Consider the following 21959-nt stretch of genomic DNA (forward strand, 5'->3'; position numbering starts at 1 on the left):
GTTGTATCTATTAATAGCGATAGTAATCAGGCTTGAATGGCCCTTTAACTTCCACACCAATATATTTTGCTTGTTCCGGAGAAAGCTCTTCAAGTTCCACACCGATCTTCTTCAAATGAAGGCTTGCTACTTTTTCATCCAGATGCTTAGGAAGCATGTACACTTGATTCTTGTAGTTCTTAGTGTGCATCCAAAGTTCAAGCTGAGCAAGAACCTGATTCGTGAATGAATTCGACATTACAAATGAAGGGTGACCTGTCGCGCACCCTAAGTTGACCAAACGACCTTCTGCCAATAAGATAACCTGACGGCCATTCTTCATAGTGTAAAGATCCACTTGTGGTTTCACTTCATCCTTAGCGGCATTCTTGTTCAACCATGCAACATCAATTTCATTGTCGAAGTGACCGATGTTACAAACGATAGCCTTGTCTTTCATATTCTCGAAATGACGTGACTGGATGATTCCATGGTTACCAGTAGCCGTTACAATAATGTCTGCATCCTTAACAGCATTGTCCATCTTGCGAACAGCAAATCCATCCATTGCAGCCTGAAGGGCGCAAATAGGATCAATCTCTGTAACAATCACACGTGCACCTGCACCGCGAAGGGAAGCAGCTGAACCCTTGCCTACGTCTCCGTAACCGGCAACGACAGCAACTTTACCAGCCATCATTACATCAGTAGCTCTACGAATTGCATCTACCAATGATTCCTTACAGCCGTATTTATTATCAAACTTTGATTTTGTAACTGAATCGTTGATGTTGATCGCAGGCAAAGGCAACTTGCCATTCTGCGCACGTTCGATCAGGCGGTGAACTCCGGTAGTAGTCTCTTCTGAGATACCACGGATACCAGCTACCAACTGAGGATTCTTATCCAATACAAGATTAGTCAAGTCACCACCATCATCAAGGATCATGTTGAGTGGCTTGCCATCCTTAAATGCATATAAAGTCTGTTCGATACACCAGTCAAACTCTTGTTCATTCATTCCCTTCCAGGCGAAAACAGGAATTCCAGCTTTCGCGATGGCTGCAGCAGCGTGGTCTTGTGTAGAGAAGATATTGCAAGAAGACCAGGATACTTCTGCACCCAGTTCTTTCAATGTTTCAATCAAAACTGCTGTTTGGATGGTCATGTGCAGACAGCCTGCGATACGGGCATCCTTAAGTGGTTTGCTTGAACCAAATTCTTCGCGGATTGCCATTAAACCTGGCATTTCAGCTTCTGCTAATTTGATCTCTTTACGGCCCCATTCGGCCAATGAAAGGTCTTTTACCTTATAGTTGAGTTTTTCGGCTACCATTATAATTTATTGTTTTTCGGTGGTTAGGCGGCAAAGGTAATAAGAAGCTTTGTAAAAATGATGGCTATCTCCAATGAGTATGGATTACGCCCAAAACTTCATCATTTGAGGAACTTTCAAGAGATGAGAGGCTGTTATGAACCAAATTATCAAATGAAGAAGCGCGAAATACAAGTTGAAATTGTCTCTGATGTAGTCTGTCCATGGTGTTACATTGGAAAAAGGCGATTTGAAAGAGCGGTAGATGAATTGAAAAGTGAATACGATATTTCTGTAACCTACTCACCCTTTGAGCTAAACGCAGAGATGCCTAAAGAAGGAGTTGATCAAAAAGCTTATCTGGTAAAAAAATTCGGAAGTGAAGAAAAATTCAGACAACTCACCAACAATGTTGTCAATACAGCCAAACTGGAAGGCCTTTCATTCGATTTTGACCAACAACGGATTTCTCCTAATACACGAGATGCTCATCGCATTATCGCTTTCGCTAAAGTAGCAGGTAAACAGGCGGAAGTAAATGAAGCCTTTATGAAGGCCTATTTTGAAGATGGAATTGATTTATCCAAAAATGATAACCTGATCAGGATTGCCGTTGAAGCCGGGCTTGAAAAAGAGGAAGTCACAGATCTTTTGAATTCTGATAAAGGAATTGACGAAGTGGAATTGGCTGAAGGCATGAATCATCAACGTGGAATCAGTGGCGTTCCTTTCTTTATCATCAATAATAAATATGGATTATCAGGCGCTCAGCCAACAGAAACATTTATTAAAGTTTTGACTGAGATTGGCGACCAGGTAGTATTAGCAGGAGAAACCTGTGATCCTGAACAAAAAGATTGTTAGATCTATTTTCCTCTGGACAAATCACCTACCTTAATAATTGTAGTCCAAACGCTCACCTTTCCGTCATCCATGCGTGACCATATTGGTGTAATGATTCCGTCAGAAGCCGCAATATTGATCACATCACCAAGTGATCCAGTGTCCGTTGGTGTGAAGGGAGTTTCGCTTATTTTCTTTTCATAGAAAACATTTCCTCCATCGAATGAATAGGAAAGGTAAACATCCGTCTGATTGTCCTCATAATTCCTCCTGTCATAATAAACGACATAAATAAATGCCGAGCTGGCATCAACAGCGATTGCAGGTGAGAATTGGTGATGGCCTTTACCATCACTATTAATGCGAAATGGCGACGTCCAGTTATCGCCTCGGTTCACAGATCGCATGAACCAGATATCAGTATCGTTGGCTCCGTTTCTTTGATCCGCGAAAGCGACGTAAAGACTATTCATAACTCTTGTTGGACTCGTATCAATAATCAACGTCGGGCGACTATTACTAAGCTTGACGCCAGGAATATTGCTTAAAGCCCATCCACCAATTTGTTTACCAATAGCAAGATCATTACTGAGCCATGTATCTCCACCATCATAAGAACGATCAAAGAAGATGACTTCATTCAGAGTCCATGCCGCATACATTTTCCCATCAAGAGAAACTACGGCGGTCGCATTGGCGGCTGTCTTGTTACCATCCATACAATCTCCTGGGGTTTGACTCAACTGGAGAGGCTTGCTCCATTTTGAACCATTCGATGACACACTGAAAAGAATGCTTGATTGACAGCTTGCATCATCTAAACCATACTGGTCAAACTGTGTCCATGCGGAATAAAGAATTGACTTTTTAGCGTTGATGGAAGGAGTAAAGTGAGACTGGTTTTTAGAAGGATTCAATCCAAAGAAATTTTCTTCTCCCCATGTCGCACCACCATCATCAGATTTCTGGAGGACTACCCGATCCATCCAGTTTTCGTTTCCTTTTCCCTTTCCACCAGGATCTGATTGATGGAAATAGTAAAAGTGTCCTTTCATGTCAGAAATAACCAAAGGATTGCCACCTCCGAATACTGATGGAACTTTTGACTCCGCCCAAGTAGTACCGCCATCCAGTGTATAAACAGAGCGATTTAAAGAAACTGCTGCTACAATATTTTTTGAATCCTTGTGATTAATCGCGATGCTGGAATTTATAGGAGAGAATCCATTCAACTCATCAGCAATTTTAATATTCTTAAACTGAGCGGAACATTCAATGCTCATCAACACCCCAAAAAATAACACCCACGTTCTCATATTTCAGTAAGCTTATAAATACCCGTTCTTTTTCAAATAAGCAAGCCAATGATTATATCCAACAGCATTGAGATGCAGTCCATCATAGGTAAACTTAGCATCCAATACTCCTTTTGCAAGGAAATGGTTATGAATATTCACAAATGTGTATTTCAACGGTCCACCATACTTTTTTAACTGATCATTGATTTCCGTAATCTTCTCTTGCTTGTCGAATTGCGTAGGGAAATTCTTTACAGAAGGATTTACAGGTAAAAGAGTTTGCACAAAAATCTTTGTTTTTGGAGAAGCTGATCTGATCCTACCAACAATAGCGAAAATATTCTCAATTGTACGTTCTGAAGGAATGTCCTTTGAAAGATCATTCACACCTATCAATAAAAATATGGATGAAGGCTTGTGACGCATGATCTCATCCATTCGCTGCAACAAGCCAAAAGTATTATCCCCTGAAATACCACGGTTCATAACACTGGAATCCTTCAAAAGCTTTCTCCAGTTTCCTCCTTCTGTGATGCTGTTTCCAACAAACATAATCTTCCCTGTAGCAACCGGCTCTTTTTTGAATTTTGCAAGACGCGTTGCATAATGCTCAGGTAAATTGGGAAGCGTGTCGTACTTCGCCTGCGAATAGGTTGCAAACGAAGCACTTAACAATATCAGAATCAGCAGCTTTTTCATTAACTATTTCTTTACGCCGTCAATTTTAGTATTCAGCTTTTCTCCTCCACCAATTTCAACTACTGAAGATCCATAAACCTTGATCTCGGACTTAATAAAGTCCTCCGCATTGGCTTTATAGATATTTTCAACATACTTCTGTGGATTTCTGTCAATGTATGGAAACCATGTGCTGTGAATCTGAATCATCACACGATGACCTTTCTTAAATGTATGCAGGATATCTTGCAGAGCAAAAGAAACATCGCTGATCTCGCCCGGCTTAAAAGGCTCAGGTTTTTCAAAGCTATTGCGAAAGCGACCACGGAATACTTCATGCCGAACAAGCTGCTGGTAGCCCGCCATAACAATATTGGCCGGATTTCTTTTATCATTTGGTGTGTCATCAGGGTATACATCGATCAGCTTTACAACAAAATCAGCATCTGTACCTGTCATTGAAACTTTAAGGCGCGCAGCAATCTCACCCGCAAGCGTAATATCATCTGCTAACGGATCGGTTTGGAATGTGATAACATCCGGACGCGTAGAAGCATTTCGCTGGTCATCGGTCATGAATCTGCGCGGAGTGAAAACAAGTCCTTCCGTTTGAGAAGTATAGGCTACCGGATGCGCCGGATCGCTGGTATACTCAAATACAACTTCAGCTTTTGTTGGAACATTCACAGATAACTTACCGTTCTCCTGAAAATATAACTTTACCGGGGGAATTCCCTTTGGTGGCCATTCAGCGAATTGCTTCCATTGCTTGAGACCACAGTCAAACATATACGCTTCAGGCAAACCAGTAGGTTGATTATTTTTCAAAATTGATCCAAAGAACTTTCGTTCGATCTCACGCTGATAGAAAGTTGAAATGCTATCGCCGAAATAAATGTGATTAATCATCTGGTATCCTCTTTCTCCTGCCCAGTCACCATGACTCCACGGCCCCATAACAATAGTGTTGTAAGTACCAGGACTGCTGCTTTCAATTTTCTTGTAGATGTTTAATGGACCAAAAAGATCTTCCGCATCATACCAACCTCCTACTGTCATGATGGCGTGCTTCACTCCTGTGAGATGAGGCAGCAAACTTCTCTTTTGCCAGAACTCATCATAGTTTGGATGATCCACGGTCTGTTGCCAAAAGAAATTATCCTTATGATATTTCTCTGTAGCATTCTTTAACGGACCGATATTAAGATTAAAATTATAACCATCCTTTGGGCGTGTCTCATAGAATTTTGCAATCTTATCGTCATACCAGCTTTTGGTAGTCGGTCCTGAATGCTGATATCCAAAAACAGGAAATGCTGCCAGATAGCTTTGCAGGAAAACTCCCTGATGATGGAAGTCGTCGAAGAAAAAATCCGAGATAGGAGCCTGAGGAGATGAGGCCTTCAATGCAGGGTGAGCATCCGGTATAGCTGCCGCGGTGTAAAATCCAGGATAAGAGATACCCCATTGACCTACTTTACCATTATTTCCTTTTACATTTTTAATGAGCCAATCTATAGTATCCCACGTATCCGATGCTTCATCAATTGCAGACTTGTTCTTTCTGTCGTTACCCGGAATATTAGGACGCATGTTATCAAAAGTTCCTTCTGACATCCATCTGCCACGCACATCCTGATACACAAAAATGTACCCATCCCGCATCATATACTTTGAAGGACCAAGTGTACGCCTTGGGAATTTTGTTGGACCATAAGGAGCAACACTGTAGCATGTGCGCTGCATCATCATGGGGTATACTTTGGATTTATCTTTTGGAACGTAAACAGCGGTGAAGAGCTTAGTGCCATCACGCATTGGAATCTGATATTCGAATTTTTCATAATTCTGACTGGCATAAACAGAATCGGGAACCTGAGACCAGCCGAGAAGAGGTAGACCCGCCATTAACAGGAATAAAAACATTTTTTTCATTTCATATCATTTTATAACGGTAAGGTAATGAGCAGATCGTGCAAATTCAATGAGAATTAGTTGTATGGCAAGAATTATTGATGCACAACACCAGGATCACTGATTACCGTCATTCAGGGAGTCATTTTTCGATCGTGATGGAAATATCACAAGATGATTGTGGTAAATGATTGCAGAGATTTTGGCGCCGAAGAAGTAATTTAGGAATTCTTTAATCTACCCACCCGATCAATGAAGGGATTTTACCTTTTTGTTTTCTTGATTTTGAGTGTTGCATTACAGGGACAATCCCATCGTCCAAAGGTAGGATTAACTTTAAGTGGTGGTGGCGCAAAAGGCCTGGCGCATATTGGCATTCTGAAAGCTATTGACAGCGCCGGACTTAAAATTGACATGGTTACTGGCACAAGCATGGGAAGCATCATGGGGGCTTTATATGCTGTTGGGTATTCTGGTGACGAAATAGAAAAAATTGCCAGGAAGATCGATTGGGTAAGTATGTTTTCCAACAAGCCGCCAATCGATCTGGTAAACATGAATGAAAAGAAGGAATACTCCAACTATGCCGTTGAGATTCCCTTAGAGCGTGGGAAAGCAAAGTTCTATTCAGGATTCATTGAAGCAGAGGAGATATGGTTACGTTTCGGTGAGTTGTTTTATCCTGTCCACAAGATCAAGGATTTTTCAAAATTCAACATCCCATTCCAATGCATTGCGACAGAAGCGGCAACAGGAAAAGCTGTAGTATTAAGCCAGGGAGAAATCGTAAAAGCTGTGCGCTCCAGCATGGCCATTCCTTCCATCTTTTCAGCGGTATCTTATCAGGATAAGAAACTGGTGGATGGCGGAGTCGTAAAGAATTTTCCTGCCAGCAACGCCAAACAAATGGGCGCAGATTATATTATCGGAGTTAATCTGTCTCATGGACTTATGTCTTCTGAAAAACTTCAGTCACCAATCGATATGATCTATCAGATTGGATTTTATAAAGATGCTGATGGTTTTGAACAAGAGAAGAAGCTATGCAATCTGTTGATTGAACCTGACCTGGAGCAATTTTCTGCAGCAAGCTTCGGTGCTACTGACAGCATTATCAATATCGGAAATGAGGTGGGCAGAAAATACTATCCCTATTTTAAAAGACTAGCCGATTCGATTCAGGCACTTTACCCAGAGGCAAAGCCACAAAAAAACAGATTGCCCGTTTTAGAAAAAGTAATTGTTGATGGCTTTGTAACAGAAGGACTCCTTAAAAGCTCTTATGCGGATTTCGTGAGTAAGCTTGGATTGATTGCAGGCAAATCATATTCAGGAAAAGAAATTTCACAAGCAGCAAGAAAAGCATTCAGCTCCGGCAACTTCAGACGCATTTCCTTTTTTGTTGAACCACAGGAGGCGGAAGGTCACGTATTATTAAGATATGAGATCCTTGAGAATCCCCCAACCCATTTCAAAGTGGGACTTCATTATCATACCTATACCGACATTGCCATGATCACTACACTGGCCACACGAAATCTAATTTTCAATCGATCTAAAAGCTATGCTAAAATAAACTGGAGCAGCAATTTTAGAATGCTGCTACGTCACGATCAGGCATTCGGTAAGAAACAACGATGGGGCGCACTCCTGTCTTTCTATCATGAACGCTTCAGATTTCCCATTTACAGCTATTTCAAACCGCAAGAGGATTACCGGAGCTTTTATTCCTATGCCGATATGAAAATCTACCGGTTGTTTGGAACAACTTCTATGATCGGTGTGGGAACTTCTCATGAGTGGCTGAAGCTTGATCCTGTGATTGCTCCTAACCTGGATCTGATCAGCACCAATGATTACTGGAACAGCTATTTCTTCTTTCAACATAATAGCCTTAATACAAAAGTGTTTCCACACAGAGGATCATTTGTAGATGTTCAGGCAGGCATGATCTACAAGCAAAATCCAAGTCTTAGTTTACTTCTGAATGGGTTGCCTGTCTCTTCAGACACCGTTAATCTTGGCCTGACTTCCTATCAGCAGATCAAGATTAAAGCAGGTCATTATTTCCCGTTAGGTCAGCGATGGACTCTGATCAGTCAGTTCAACAGTGGGATCAATCTCAATTACAATGAACTTTCTCTTAATTTTTATTCAGTAGGTGGTATCAATGATTTCATTCGTAACCAGATTCCTTTTGTGGGATTAGGAGAGAATGAAGTGAACGCCAGCAGTATTTCTGCAGTGATGGCAGGATTCCAGTTTGAACCTTTCACCAATATTGTCACCACCTTCAGGGCCAATGTTGGAGTATTTGATTTTATTGATCGGGGGAATTTTAATCCCAATCACGATTTCATAAGTGGCTATGCCCTTTCCGGGGGCTACCGATCTGCTATCGGGCCCATCGAAATCTCCCTGATCTACAGCGATCAATCTAAAACTTTCAAAGGTTATGTAAATCTTGGATTTACTTTTTGATAGACATTATCAAAAAATATTCGCATCTTCTCGCTGTGTTGATTTCATCACACACGTTGAACAATTTGATTTATATCTTTTGAAAGAGCCTGTTAAATATACTTTGAGTGTCGGTATTGCATTGGTGATTGCCAATATGATCGGAACGGGTGTCTTTACATCACTCGGATATCAGGTCGGCCCACTCCCCTCAGGCTTTGTTATCCTTATGCTTTGGCTATTAGGTGGAATCATTGCACTCAGCGGCGCGCTTACCTATGCCGAGATTTCAACAACGCTCAAGCGATCAGGAGGAGAGTATTTTTATCTTGCGAAGATCTATCATCCCTTTATTGGATTCATCAGTGGATGGATGAGTACCGCTGTTGGTTTTGCAGGAGCGATTTCTGCCGTAGCCATTGCCATAGGATCCTATTCTTCTGTTCTGTTTAATATTTCAGAAAAAATTGTTGCTGTTGCCAGCATTGTATTGATCTCCGCCGTTCATCTCTTTGGAGTAAAAGTTGGTGGAATCGCCCAGACTATTCTAACAACACTTAAATTGTTTCTCATTTTGTTCTTTTGCCTGGCTCCTTTTTTCTTTTCAGGAAGCGTCAACTCCGGAATCAGTTTCCTTCCTCAATCCGGAGATCTGGATCTTATATTGACGCCAGACTTTGCTGTATCATTGGTATTTGTTGTTTATGCTTACACTGGATGGAATGCTGCGGCTTACATTGCCGGAGATCTTGAGAATCCCATCAAAAACCTTCCAAGAGCTCTGCTGATCGGAACCATTGCTGTGCTGGTCATCTATCTGGCATTGAATAGCATGTTCATGTTTGTCGCGACGTTCAAAGAACTGGAGGGACAGAATGATATCGGAAACGTAGTTGCCATCAAACTGTTTGGAAGTACAATCGGTCAGATATTTTCGGCATTGTTCAGCATCGCATTGCTATCCACATTAAGCGCTATGACGATTGCCGGACCGCGCATTACAGAAGCAATGGGTGAAGATTATCCTGCGTTTAGAAAATTTGCAACAAAGAATCGTCACAGTATGCCTTACGGGGCAATCCTTCTTCAGGCAGGATGGTCAATCTTTCTGGTACTGGTGAGCTCATTCAAAGAAATTATTCAATACATATCAATCAGTCTTTCCATCTTCTCTATGATCACAGTAGCAGGAGTATTTATTCTGAGAAGGCGTGAAAAAGATCAGCCTTTCAAACTTCCTCTCTATCCTTTACCTCCCATCATCTTCATCGTAGTTACCAGCTGGATGATATATTACATGTTCAGGGAGGATCCTAAAATAATTTTCTATTCGCTGGCCACAATGGTTCCTGGCGCAATTCTATACTTTAGCGTCTCAAAAAATAAAACTATTGAAAGCTAGCATCTGGCTCCTGCTGATAATCATTGTTGTCAGTTGCAACTCAGGCAGGGAAAAAACCACTTCCATCCCAACAGATTCAATTCCTGCTCTGGACACTCTGCAGGTTATAGAAATCGATACTGTTAAAAAAGATAAAAGTCTGGATGCACTGGCTGCTTACATAGCAGGCATCTCTCAGCGAGACAGCAATGTCTTTACTCTCTTCGAAAAAGATCCTTACTGGGAAAATTTCAAATCCTCTACCGACTCCAACTGGAACCGTATTGACACGGAACGCTTCAGCAAAATGGGTGAATGGCAGGAATCAAATCTGAATTCAAAGCTGAATGATTCATTAAAGCTCTTCTATCCTTTTTCAGGACCGGATTTCTTGCATGCTTACTATTTGTATCCAATGGTTTCGGAATACATTCTTGCGGCACTGGAACCCATCCAGGAAGTCCCGCGACTTGATACTCTTACAACTGAGTTGCGCGATCGCTTCTTTGATAGCCTTGCCTATTCAATGAAAGATGTTTTCAGAAAAAGCTATTTCATCACGTTAAAAATGCGTAAGGATATTAAGAACGTGAAGGGCGTTTTACCCCCCCTTTACTTTTTTATTGAACGGACAGGACATGAGCTTCTGGCGCAAAGCTTTTTTTACCTGGATTCTACCGGAACTGAAATATCCATTCCTGGCAGTCAATTGCATTCTCATAAATTTCCCGGGGTACGACTTAAGTTCAGAAACATTCTCACCAGACAAATCAAGCAGCTGTATTATGTGAATGTGGATGTTTCCAATGATGGATTAAAAGAAAATCCCCAATTTCAAAAATTCATTGCACGGAAAGGTCCCTACAACACTTTTATCAAATCTGCTTCTTATCTGCTGCACAAAAAGCCTTTCACAGAAATAAAAAAGATAATTGTTGAAAACTCTCTATCACTTTTTCAGGATGATACTGGCATACCCTATAAGGATTTCAAAAACAGGTTAGATTGGAATCTAGAACTCTTTGGCGACTATGAAACACCGGTAAAAGGATTCGCAGATAGATTTCAACGGGATCTTGACTCAGCATACAAAACGAAAATCTCTAAAACTGAAATACCGTTTTCAATAGGATATCACTGGGATACAAAAAAACAGAACTACATGCTGGTGAGAAAGTCAGAGGCGATTATCACCAAATGAGACTTAAAACGGAATGATCACCTTTACAGAGAAGTTCCTTCCCATGCTATAAATACCCAGATGACCGTTAGGTGACTGATTGAAATACTCAAAATATTTAAGTCTGCTGAGATTTGATTGATAAGCAAAATCAAAGACATTGTTCACCTGGAATTGTATCTGCGCTAAAGTTTTCTTTGAAAGCTGTACATCTGTTCCCAATGCAGCATTGAATAAAGTAAATCCTGGTGTCTTAGTCTCAGTATTGTAAAGTGCAAGAAAGCGGTCCTGCGTGGCACTGTAATCAATGTCTGCCTTGGCATTGATCATTGGAAACAGTTTGCTTTCCAATCGTATTTCCTGGCTCACACTCGTGATTATCTTTAGCGGTGGAATAAATGGCAAATACTGACCATCAGTTCCCTTATTCTCAAACTCTTTTTTTGTGTTTGATCCAATTACAAATGCAAGATTTGAGTTGATGGTCAATCCTTTTAAAGAGGACGGACGAATTTCAAGAGACGTCTCCATTCCATACAATTGGGCAGACCCTTGCTGATACTGAAAAGTTTTATTCCCTTGCAGTATTTCAATTGGGTTACCATGCTCGTCGACGACCTGACTCAAATAAATATAGTCCTGAACAGAATTATGGAAGAGGCTTACTGAAGCATTAAAATTCCTGAAGGCTCCATTTATTGAGATATCCTGCTGAAAACTAAATTCCGGAACAAAATTCCGATTACCGATATAAACAATATGTGCTCCTGGATCCAGACCGTTTGACGCGATCTCAGGAATACTTGGTGCGCGGTATCCACGGGCAACATTAACTTTCAGACTGAGCTTTTGACTTAGCTGGTAAGTAGTTCCTATACTTAAGGAGACACCATTAAAGGATTGACGAAGTGCTGCAAACTGAAGTTTTGAATTGGTGGTATCGGGTAATAAAGCCTGTTGTCCAAATCCATTCTGTGGATTCGTTCTCACATAAAAGTCATTGCTGGTAACATTTCTGACATCATAGCGGACACCACCGCTGACCGTCCATTGATCCTTAGACCATTTTATGAATCCATAGGAACCTACATCAAGAAGATTAAAGTCTGGTATAGGAAAATCTGTAGCATCTTTGTTTTTATTGTCCTGATACATTCCATTCACACCAAAAGAAACTTCAAGGTTTGAAAATTCAGGGGCATTATAACGAAAACCGTAATTGATAGTATTCAATCTTACAAAGAGGCCGGGCTGTGATGGAACTGTTGGGTGATTATACTCACGACGAACATTCTGTTGAAACCCAAGCAACACACTCATATCACCCTTACCTATCTGATACTGATTGGTGACATATGCACGATAGTGTTGAATATGCTGATGCAACGGACTTATGTCGTATGAATTAAGTTCTGTATCAGAAACAATCGGTCTGTTTTGAACATCGTCAAACGATCCTTCAGCAATCTGCTTTGTGAATTTCCTTGATAATGAATCTCTGCTGCCATCTGGGATACCCTGAAGGTTATCATACAGCGTAAGACTTACGTTGGTGAATCCTTTTTTACTTTTATAACCGACGGAAGCCGCAAGGTTCTTTTCATCATATCCTGTATTATAAACTCTTCCATCAACTGCATTGGAATAATTTTTTGCTTTACGATAGGATCCGCTCAAAGTCCATTGCCATCGTGTGCCGCCACTACTCATTCGGATACCGTTCCCAATCAACCCATTGTTACTCTGGTACTCTGAGACAAAGCGACCTCTTATAATTCCATCTCTCTCTTCGGGGGCATACGGAAACAAGCTCACCACTCCTGCTAAGGCGTCTGAGCCAAACATAAGGCTTGCCGGTCCTTTGATCACTTCAGCTTTCTCAATATTGTAAGCATCAACCTCAATGCCATGCTCATCTCCCCATTGCTGACCTTCCTGACGAACACCATCGTAAAGGGTTAACACGCGATTATATCCAAGTCCTCTGATAAAAGGCTTTGAAATATTAGGACCTGTCTTTACAGAATTCAACCCCGGAACATTCTGTGAAAGAACATCGATGATGTTGCTTTCAATAGTTCTTTCGATAAGCTTTGAAGATATCAGGGAAATGGCAACAGGATTTTCACGGATGATGGTAGCCTTTGAAAGGCCTGTGATCACAACTTCGTCCAGGGTTTTTTCTTCTGCTACAAGAGTGATACTGTAGTCGTTACGTTCTGGAGTAACACGGAGCGTATCATGCTTATATCCAACATAAGATATCAGCAGATAAGGTTCATCAATTCCTGAAGGGATTTCAATTTGAAACCTACCGTTGATGTCAGAAACTGTACCAAGCGAAGTATGAAGAAGTGAAATGTGACAAAAACTGGCCGCCTCTTTTGTTTCCGATTCCACCACAGAACCAGAAATGACCCTGCTTTGGGCATAGGCCATTACCGGAATCCAGAAGGAAACCGAGAGTAAAAGGCGGAAATTAACCAGTTGACGCATTATAAAATTTAGGCAAGTCTAAATTATTTTTTCCAATTATCAAAAAATAAGTTTCGACGGCTCTGATTATAGCGGGCAAGAATCGCGCAATCAGATGGGCAGACACCTTTTAAATGATCTTCATTACTAAAATCTTAGAAAAATATTCTATCATTGCACTCGTATTGGTTCTTATGATCAGACGAGATCAATAAGATTAATAGGGAATCCGGTGTGAATCCGGAACAGTTCCCGCTACTGTAAGTGTCATTTAAAGGTTGCCCCACGATTCCGGGTCACTATTCGCCAACGAGCGGATGGGAAGGCCGGCAACCAGACACAAGTCAGGAGACCTGCCACTACAAAATAGTAAGACGATCACCTCGGGAAGAAGGAAACGTCACTTGAAATTTTAGGTTAAAAATTTTGATGATTGCAAAACTGAAAACAATTGTTTTCGGTGTTTGTGCTTTTGCTTCACTTCATGTTTCAGCTCAACAGAAAGATTCTGTCAGACTGTTACAGAATGTGATCATTGAACAAAGCCGACTTAACAATTATTCGACGAGTCAATACGCGCTTCCTGTGGACAGCATGACGCGTGCTTTGTCTTCCTCCGGAAGCCTCGCGGATATGTTGCGCAAATTCGGATACGGTCACATCCGTAGTTATGGACCTGGCGGATTGGCAACCGCTTCCCTTCGCGGCACCGGAAGCAATCATACCGCCATACTATGGAATGGAATCAACATCATAAGTCCTTTGTCAGGACAATCTGATCTTTCCCTGGTACCAGTTGGCTTCATTGATGAACTATCGGTTCAATCCGGTGGCTCTGCCGGTCTATATGGAAATGGATCCATCGGTGGAACCATCCAACTCAACAATAAGGCAAGCTTCAACTCCGGATTAACATTAAAAACATTTGCGAATGTGGGTTCTTTTGGAAACTACTACCAGGATTTCGGAGTTAGCTGGAGCGGCAAAAAATTCATTACCTCCACAAAGGTCTTTACCAGTCAGGCTAAAAATGATTTTGAGTATCTCAACAAGAACTTCTTTCCAGAACGGATTGACAGAAGAATACATTCGGGCTTTGATCAAAAAGGAATTTTACAGCAAAACTATTGGCAGATCTCCTCTCAGCATCTTCTAACATTCAAGCTCTGGTATCAGGACAATCTTTATGAAGTACCTAACGCCACTTTTACCTCCAAGCCGGCAGAAGCAACAGAACGTGATCAATTTTATCGTGCATTACTTGGATGGAACTTTACAAAGAATTCATTTGATCTCAACTATCAGGGTGCCTTTGTCCATTATGATCTCAACTACCAGGATCCCGTTACCGATCTGATCTCCCCCAGTGTATTTGACACTTTTATAAATAATCTTGAAGCCAACTTTTCATTTAGCAAAGGTGCCAGTCTGACAACGGGCGCGAACTATACTTTCGAACAGGGGAAAGTAGATGCCTTTGGTGGATTAAATCCTGTACGAAACAGGATAGCCGTTTTCGGAGCATACAAATGGAAAGGTGGAACGCGCTGGGAGTTTATTACTTCAATCAGAAATGAGATCATTAATAGTACTACCACTCCCCTCGCACCGTCCCTGACAGCGAAGTACAAAACCAAAAAAGGAATAGAAGTATATGGCAATGTTTCCAGAAACTATCGCATTCCAACATTCAATGATCTGTACTGGAGATCAGGTGCCTTGGGGAATCCGGATCTTCAGACGGAAATCTCTCTCGGTGGCGAAGCCGGCTTAAATTTCTCATCTCACCAGACATACGCTTCCGACGTACTATGGACATTTAAAACTGCCGTGTTCAGCAATCACGTTGACAACTGGATCCAGTGGATTCCTGGTGCCGGCGGAATTTATTCACCGCATAATATTAAGAAAGTTTGGTCAAGAGGTATTGAAACACAAACCTCAATAAGTAAAAGGTTAGGCAAGGTTGATGTCATGATCTCCGGCCATTACAGTTTCACGCAGGCCACTAATCAAAGTGTTTATGAAGCCAACACCAATGAGCTTGACAAGCAATTGATACTGACACCTCTTCATGAGGCCAGTGGTACAGTCAGAATAATCTGGAATAAATTCTATCTGAACATCATTGACAATTTCACGGGTACTCAATTCACGGATAGTGATAACTCCAACACATTCGCGATGAGTTCCTATAACATTCTCAATACTTCACTCAGTAAACCATTCCAGGTAAAAAAAATAAAAACTACACTCAGTGGTGAGTGGAATAACATTTTCAATGTCGATTATCAGGCACGACCAGGTTATCCTCTGCCTCGCACCAATTTTAAAATAGGAGTTACAATACATTTTACTAAACCAAATTCAATATGAAGTTTAATTTTTTTAGAAAGCTGAGTGTCGCGGTGATCCTGATATCACTGGTATTCATCCAATCCTGTAAAACAGATTCTGATGCTGTTGTCAAGCCCGGTGCTTCCGGATTTTTTATAGTCAACGAGGGTGGTTTCGGTAATGGCAATACTTCAATCTCATTCTACGATCGCAAAACAGATGAAGTAACAAATGATCTGTTCTCCTCTGTTAACGGCAGACCGCTTGGTGATCAATCGCAATCCATGACCGTGTTTGAAGGAAAGGGATACATTGTCGTTCAGAATTCTTCAAAAATAGAAGTGATCAATACAGATGACCTGAAGTCATTCGGTAGTGTAACAAGCGTGGAAAGCCCACGATACTTTTTAGGCATCTCAGCTAAAAAAGGATACGTAACGGACTGGGGATTTGACGGCGTAACAGGAACCGTAAAAGTTATTGACTTAACAACACTTGAAGTCACTAAAACTATTCCAACTGGCAAGGGAGCCAATAGAATGCTAAAAGTAAATAATCTTGTATACGTGGCTAACGCAGGTGGTTACGATAAAGACAATACAGTAGTTATAATAGACTCCAATACTGACGCAATTGTGACAACCATCACAACCGGAGACAATCCTAACAGCATTGTTAAGGACAAAGATGGAAACATCTGGGTTTCTGCTTCAGGAAACATTGACTACGGAAACTCAGCAAACAGCACCAAAGGATCAATCAGCAAGATCTCTGCAACCAATACTGAGACCTTGCGTCTTACAGTAGACAGAGTTGTTTACAATGGGCCTTCCAATCTGGATATTTCTCCCGATGGGGCAACATTGTATTACAATTACAATGGCTCCATCTATTCAATAGCAACTACATCCACTGCACTACCTACCGAAGCATTCAAGTCAAAGAACTATTACGGCATCGCTGTTGATCCCTTTACAGGAAATGTAATTGGCTGCAATGCTCCAAACTTCAGTTCAAAAGGAAGCATCGATGTATATGATCCTGCCGGAACCTTGATAAAAACCTATGAAGTAGGGATTGCTCCTAACGGATGTGCTTTTAAATAAGCATTGAAAACTATAACCAAAAAAGAACGGCTATCAGAATCTCTGGTAGCCGTTTCTATTACTTCTTGATCAGCGTGGCTTCGTCCAGGAGGAAGTTGCCATGATCAATATTATTCTCATTCAACCTTACTTTTCCTTTGACACGGATAAACTGATCCATCGTAAATTTTTCAGGTTTTACCTTAAACGTTACCTCTGCTATTGATTCAGGTCCCGCACCACCACAAAAAAAACATTGACTGTACGGAAACTTTGAAAGGATGATATAGGCATCTCCTTCCACATCGATCGGCATATAATAGCCCTCCAGCGTGATCTCCTTTCCCACCATGTCTTTCAACTCCTGAGCAAATACAGGATACAGGAAATACTCCGCCTGCTTTTCATTGTACTTCGCTTCAAATTTCGTCTTGGCAAAGAGTACCCATCCATCTGTCTGAGCAAATACAGAACTTACAGTCATTGTGAATAAGAGAACAGCGAAATACTTCTTCATCGATTTATTTGTTAGCAGAATGATAGAATCCAAAATTATACCATTCCTTAAAATTATCAGTTACCGGCCAGCACTTTATGAATATCAGTCCGGTAAGCCTGAATAGCAGGAATCAGAGAGCATAAAATTCCTAATACCAACCCTCCTGCCAGAATGTAGCCTTCTGCTGCATAGAACACGGTTGCGGACACGCCCGCTTTCTGACTTTCCTCGACCATAATAGTAAAGATCCAAAGTACGCCATGACCAAGGGCAAGTCCCGCAATGCTTCCCAGCAACGTTAGAATACTTCCTTCCATAACAATTGTAATAAACAGCTTGTTGCGGCTCGCCCCCATGGATCGCATAATAGCAAGATCATATTGCCTCTCTTTCAAAGAATTGTAAAGGGCAATAAAAATACTAAGTCCTGAAATAAATATGAGAACCAGAGCGAAGCCTCTAATAACCTCTACTCCAACACCCAGAATAGAAAACAATCGTGCGGTCTCATAGGCAGGTGATGCTGCCTGCAGATTGCTGTTACTGTTAATAAACCGGGGAAGTTGAATGACCGCTAAGGGATTCCGATACTGAATTAGCAATGATGTGATCTCCCGGATGGAATCTCCTGCTTCAATGGATGGAACAAGAGCAGAAGGATTACCAGGAACCGATGCGGTTTTTGCAATCGTGTCATGCGTCTCCGCATGAACTCTCCAGATACTCTCAATATTGGTTAATATCAGATTATCAATGATCGTGTTGGACTGATTTAAAATTCCTGTCACTTTATAAAGATTCTCTTCATGATCATGACCATCTGTTGAAAGACCGTGAGCACTGGCAAATGTATCCCCGATTTTTAATCCGGATAATTCTGCAACTGTGGATCCTATCGTAACATCCAGATCATTCTTCCACCAATCACCCTGTTGAATGGCTGCGTTATAAAGACCCGGGTAGACATGATTGGTTCCAACAATCCTGTAACCATTATAGCTATCTCCCAGTGCCAATGGAATTGCCTTCTTTACCATTCTATGTCGAATCACCTTTTCGGCTTCAGATAGTTTAATGTTGCCGGTAGGAAAATCAACATGAAAGATATTGCAAAGGATCAGTTGTAACGGACTGCCTTTTGCACCAACAACAAGATCGATTCCTTTTGCATTGGAAGAGATTTTTTCCTGAAGCTGATTGTTGAATAACAGTAACACAGTGATAACAGCAATGCCCAGCGCCAGTAAAAAAATATTGAGCACTGTATTCAGTGGTCTGGCTTTGAGATAATTCCATACAAGTGAAATGAGATTCATATGGGAATTACAATATGATTTGATTTTTGATCTTCGATTTTAAACGCTGATCATGAGTCGCCACGATCAATGTCGCATTGTTCTGTGCGGATGCTTCCAACAAAAGATCGATCACGCGATCGCAATTTTTATCATCAAGTGCTGAAGTAGGTTCATCTGCCAGGATCAGTGCGGGTTTATTTAACACTGCCCTTGCAATCGCTACACGTTGTGCCTGCCCATGGCTGAGCTCTTTAATACTTGAATCCTTTTTCTCAATCAGGTCCAGTTGCGTAAGCACTTCGCTAACCCGATGCTCGTCCTGCTTTAATCCTGCAAGAAAGGGAGACATCAGCAAATTATTCTTCACCGAAAGGGCCGTGATCAAATGATTCTTCTGAAAAACAAATCCAAAGTACTTTCCGCGAAAGCGATCTAATGCTGCTTCGGAAAGTTTGGTAAGCTCAGTATCATTGACAAGAATACTTCCTTCCTGTGATTTCAAAAGTCCGCCCAGCAAATGAAGCAATGTAGTTTTACCACTTCCGGATTGTCCAAGCAGTAACCAATGCTCTCCATTCTGAATAGCAAAATCCTGGAAGGAAATCTTCTTCTGAGGATTATAGGAATATGTAAGTCCCTGAATGGAGATCATCAATCTATCGATACCCGCAGTAATCCGGATCCATGTCACCTATTGGCATTCCCGGAGGTGCTGCCAATGGAGTGTCTTGCTTGAATTCCTCTGGGTTGCTTTGAAGTTTTCCGATCTGGAATGCCATGTGAAAGTAAAAAGATCTCCACTCTTCTTCATTGGTAACATTTGCCCTTGCCGTTACCCATGCTTTAAGCTGGTCCAGTTTTAACAACGCAATTGCTTTTGCAGGAACACTCGTATCCTTACTAAGGGCAAGCTTGGCGAGATTGGTCAACAGAGTCTGATCTACCGACATCTGAACGGCTCCTTCCATACCAGGTCTTACGGACGCCTTTATCGTCGCACTGATCATTCTGTCAATCAGGCTTTCCAGAGATGGAAGTCTGGCATCGCGTGAATGATGTTCAAAAATGCGATTGGCTCTGGCGGGATAAAGAATCGCACTGAAGGTAAGATCTGCCGCTGTCTCTGCCGTTGACAATGCATCAAATGTTAAATCAGTTTTTGATTTAACCAATTCACGATGACGTGAATATCCCAAAGGCCGCGGTGGAATGATCTTCAGCAAACTTTCAGGTAATACCAGAGCAGAAGGTTCAACAGTCTTCATCAATGCTTCCAGGGCATTCAACTCCTGCTGAGGGGTAAGCAATTCCGCAACAGGTTGACCATCGCCTCTCAAAGCATAGCGGTAATTAAGACCGCCGATCATCTTTACAGCAGCTTCCACCTGATACCGATGAGAGAAATACAACGGCACCAGAGCTTCTTCCAGTGTAGCCATCGGCATTCCTGGTTTGATGTTATTCTCACCAAAATTTCTTAGCGCAACCGCCCTCACTCCCATTACACGATTCAATTCTTCTGCAGGATTCTTTCCGTTATCCCATAAATGCGCAAAAGGATGAGCACCCCCAATAGGTCTTGCATCCTGATCTGACAAAAATGTATATCCCGCTTTTATTGAATTCTGGATAATATCATAAAGTGCCTTGTTCTCATCTGTTCCGGAAGGAAAATCCTGATAACCATAAGCAATCATTACTTTATCAAATGCACCGATCTTGGTATCATACGCTTCGCTCAGATCCACCTTGCCGTTGGTAAGCTTTACATAAGGATGCGGGTAATCCATAACGGATGCCAACGCTTCCGAACTCGATGAATAAGCATGGGAGATTCCTAATGTATGTCCAACTTCATGTGCTGCAAGTTGTCTCAACCGACTTAACGACATCAATTCCATTTCTTTTGAAACAGGTTTACCATCCTCATATGGAGCAAGCAATCCTTCTGCTATTAAGAAATCCTGACGAACGCGTAAAGAACCAAGATTAACATGTCCTTTTATGATCTCACCTGTGCGTGGATCTGTCACTGATGCTCCATACGACCAGCCGCGAGTGGATCGGTGAACCCAGTTGATGATATTATATCGCACATCCATTGGATCTGCATCTTCCGGCAGCAGTTCAACCCGATAGGCATCCTTATATCCGGCCGCTTCAAATGCCTGGTTCCACCATTTGGCTCCATCGATCAAAGCGGAACGAATAGGTTCCGGTGCACCGGGATCCATATAATAAACAATAGGTTTTACTGCTTCGCTTACTGCGGCACTGGGATCCTTCTTGGCTAGACGATGGCGTGTAATAAACTTTTTCTCAATCGGTTCACTGATCGGCGTTGCATAGTCATAATAAGACATTGGAAAATAACCCGCCCTCGGATCAAACTTCCTTGGTTTGTAATTGTTGTCAGGAAGCTGAACGAATGAGTGGTGTTCTCTGACCGTAACAATAGAAGCAGTTGGTGTAACGCTGCGGATAAACCCTCCCGTCGGCTGACCAGTGAAAGTCAGTGTCGCTTCAAACTCTGAGTTCTGAGGAAAATTTTTGATACGTGGTGTGTAAAATGCTGAGCGGGATTTATCCAATGAATAACTCCCCTGCTGAGAGCTTCGGAGTGTTCCTATAACATCATGAGCATCCTGTAAAAAGAAATCGGATGCATCTACAAGAACATTTCCATTCTCTTCTGTCACTACAGTAAAACCCCATAGCACAGATTGTGCAAATGAATCCTGAACAGCTTTGCGCTCAGCGGCATTGTCACTGATCGCACGAAAAGCAAGATTGATCTCTGTCATCAATATCTTAGGTCCGCGACGTTCAAACTTTACAACGCGCTCGCGACCGAGTTGATTCCGATCGAGTCCGATGTCGTTTGATCCAACAGCGGCGGTGAGTGATTCTACATAAAGAAATTCAGTGTCGAACTTATTGATCACCAGGAATATCTTGTCCTGTTTCTCATCATAATAAAAGTCAAAGTATCCCTGGAATTTCTTCATTCCGGCAGTCTTTCCTTCAATGGTGGAATTTGCAGGTGCGGCCTGTTGCTGAGGAGCAGTATCCTGATCCTTTTTCTTTTGTGCATAGGAGGCGAAAGAAGCCCCGATCAGGAGGAGTAGAAGAGTCTTTTTCATTTTGGGATTTTAAAACCCCAAAAGCTAAGGAATCAAAGAGGAGTTTTCAAGGATATGAGGATGGGAGGAAAAAA

The 21959-nt window shown here is 41.7% G+C and carries 15 protein-coding genes and 1 riboswitch; of the genes, 6 read left to right on the forward strand and 9 right to left on the reverse strand.

Annotated features, from left to right (window positions below; all coding sequences use genetic code 11):
• Window positions 1–10 precede the first annotated feature (10 nt).
• Window positions 11–1315, reverse strand: coding sequence for an adenosylhomocysteinase (locus tag HOP08_20100; GenBank protein ID NOT77233.1), 1305 nt, complete (start codon window positions 1313–1315; stop codon window positions 11–13).
• 153 nt (window positions 1316–1468) lie between these two features.
• Between HOP08_20100 and HOP08_20105 the strand changes: the two genes are divergently transcribed.
• Window positions 1469–2158 (forward strand): DsbA family oxidoreductase, encoded by a 690-nt coding sequence (locus tag HOP08_20105; protein ID NOT77234.1) that lies wholly within the window; start codon window positions 1469–1471, stop codon window positions 2156–2158.
• A 2-nt stretch (window positions 2159–2160) separates the two neighbouring features.
• On the opposite strand, the gene HOP08_20110 is transcribed toward HOP08_20105, so the two are convergent.
• Genes HOP08_20110 through HOP08_20120 form a run of 3 tightly spaced genes read right to left on the reverse strand, consistent with a single transcriptional unit; the run spans window position 2161 to window position 6048 of the window.
• Entirely contained in the window at window positions 2161–3453 is a 1293-nt protein-coding gene (locus HOP08_20110; GenBank protein NOT77235.1) for an exo-alpha-sialidase, read from the reverse strand.
• Window positions 3454–3465: 12 nt separating this feature from the next.
• Window positions 3466–4134, reverse strand: coding sequence for a hypothetical protein (locus HOP08_20115; GenBank protein ID NOT77236.1), 669 nt, complete (start codon window positions 4132–4134; stop codon window positions 3466–3468).
• Window positions 4135–4137: 3 nt separating this feature from the next.
• Window positions 4138–6048, reverse strand: coding sequence for a CocE/NonD family hydrolase (locus tag HOP08_20120; protein NOT77237.1), 1911 nt, complete (start codon window positions 6046–6048; stop codon window positions 4138–4140).
• Window positions 6049–6279: 231 nt separating this feature from the next.
• Between HOP08_20120 and HOP08_20125 the strand changes: the two genes are divergently transcribed.
• The 3 genes from HOP08_20125 (at window position 6280) to HOP08_20135 (ending at window position 11069) form a co-directional block, all read left to right on the forward strand.
• Entirely contained in the window at window positions 6280–8508 is a 2229-nt protein-coding gene (locus HOP08_20125; protein NOT77238.1) for a hypothetical protein, read from the forward strand.
• A gap of 79 nt (window positions 8509–8587) precedes the next feature.
• Complete coding sequence (locus tag HOP08_20130; protein ID NOT77239.1) at window positions 8588–9889, forward strand: amino acid permease; 1302 nt, start codon at window positions 8588–8590, stop codon at window positions 9887–9889.
• Complete coding sequence (locus tag HOP08_20135) at window positions 9879–11069, forward strand: hypothetical protein (protein NOT77240.1); 1191 nt, start codon at window positions 9879–9881, stop codon at window positions 11067–11069. The genes HOP08_20130 and HOP08_20135 overlap by 11 nt, the downstream gene beginning before the upstream one ends.
• A gap of 3 nt (window positions 11070–11072) precedes the next feature.
• On the opposite strand, the gene HOP08_20140 is transcribed toward HOP08_20135, so the two are convergent.
• Window positions 11073–13544 (reverse strand): TonB-dependent receptor, encoded by a 2472-nt coding sequence (locus HOP08_20140; protein NOT77241.1) that lies wholly within the window; start codon window positions 13542–13544, stop codon window positions 11073–11075.
• Window positions 13545–13692: 148 nt separating this feature from the next.
• Window positions 13693–13899: riboswitch (cobalamin riboswitch) on the forward strand.
• A gap of 53 nt (window positions 13900–13952) precedes the next feature.
• Between HOP08_20140 and HOP08_20145 the strand changes: the two genes are divergently transcribed.
• Window positions 13953–15899: a TonB-dependent receptor gene (locus HOP08_20145; protein NOT77242.1), complete on the forward strand. Its 1947-nt coding sequence runs from the start codon at window positions 13953–13955 to the stop codon at window positions 15897–15899.
• Complete coding sequence (locus tag HOP08_20150; GenBank protein NOT77243.1) at window positions 15896–16966, forward strand: hypothetical protein; 1071 nt, start codon at window positions 15896–15898, stop codon at window positions 16964–16966. Before HOP08_20145 ends, HOP08_20150 begins: the two co-directional genes overlap by 4 nt.
• A 58-nt stretch (window positions 16967–17024) precedes the next feature.
• On the opposite strand, the gene HOP08_20155 is transcribed toward HOP08_20150, so the two are convergent.
• The 4 genes from HOP08_20155 to HOP08_20170 are packed head-to-tail and all read right to left on the reverse strand — an operon-like array spanning window position 17025 to window position 21885.
• Window positions 17025–17462: a hypothetical protein gene (locus HOP08_20155; GenBank protein NOT77244.1), complete on the reverse strand. Its 438-nt coding sequence runs from the start codon at window positions 17460–17462 to the stop codon at window positions 17025–17027.
• Window positions 17463–17518: 56 nt separating this feature from the next.
• Window positions 17519–18760, reverse strand: a complete 1242-nt coding sequence (locus HOP08_20160; protein ID NOT77245.1) for an FtsX-like permease family protein — start codon at window positions 18758–18760, stop codon at window positions 17519–17521.
• A gap of 7 nt (window positions 18761–18767) precedes the next feature.
• Window positions 18768–19394 carry an ATP-binding cassette domain-containing protein gene (locus HOP08_20165; GenBank protein ID NOT77246.1) on the reverse strand — a complete coding sequence of 209 codons (627 nt, stop codon included), beginning with the start codon at window positions 19392–19394 and terminating at the stop codon, window positions 18768–18770.
• 4 nt (window positions 19395–19398) lie between these two features.
• Complete coding sequence (locus tag HOP08_20170) at window positions 19399–21885, reverse strand: DUF5117 domain-containing protein (GenBank protein NOT77247.1); 2487 nt, start codon at window positions 21883–21885, stop codon at window positions 19399–19401.
• Window positions 21886–21959 lie beyond the last annotated feature (74 nt).

This window comes from Cyclobacteriaceae bacterium, assembly GCA_013141055.1.
GTDB lineage: Bacteria > Bacteroidota > Bacteroidia > Cytophagales > Cyclobacteriaceae > ELB16-189.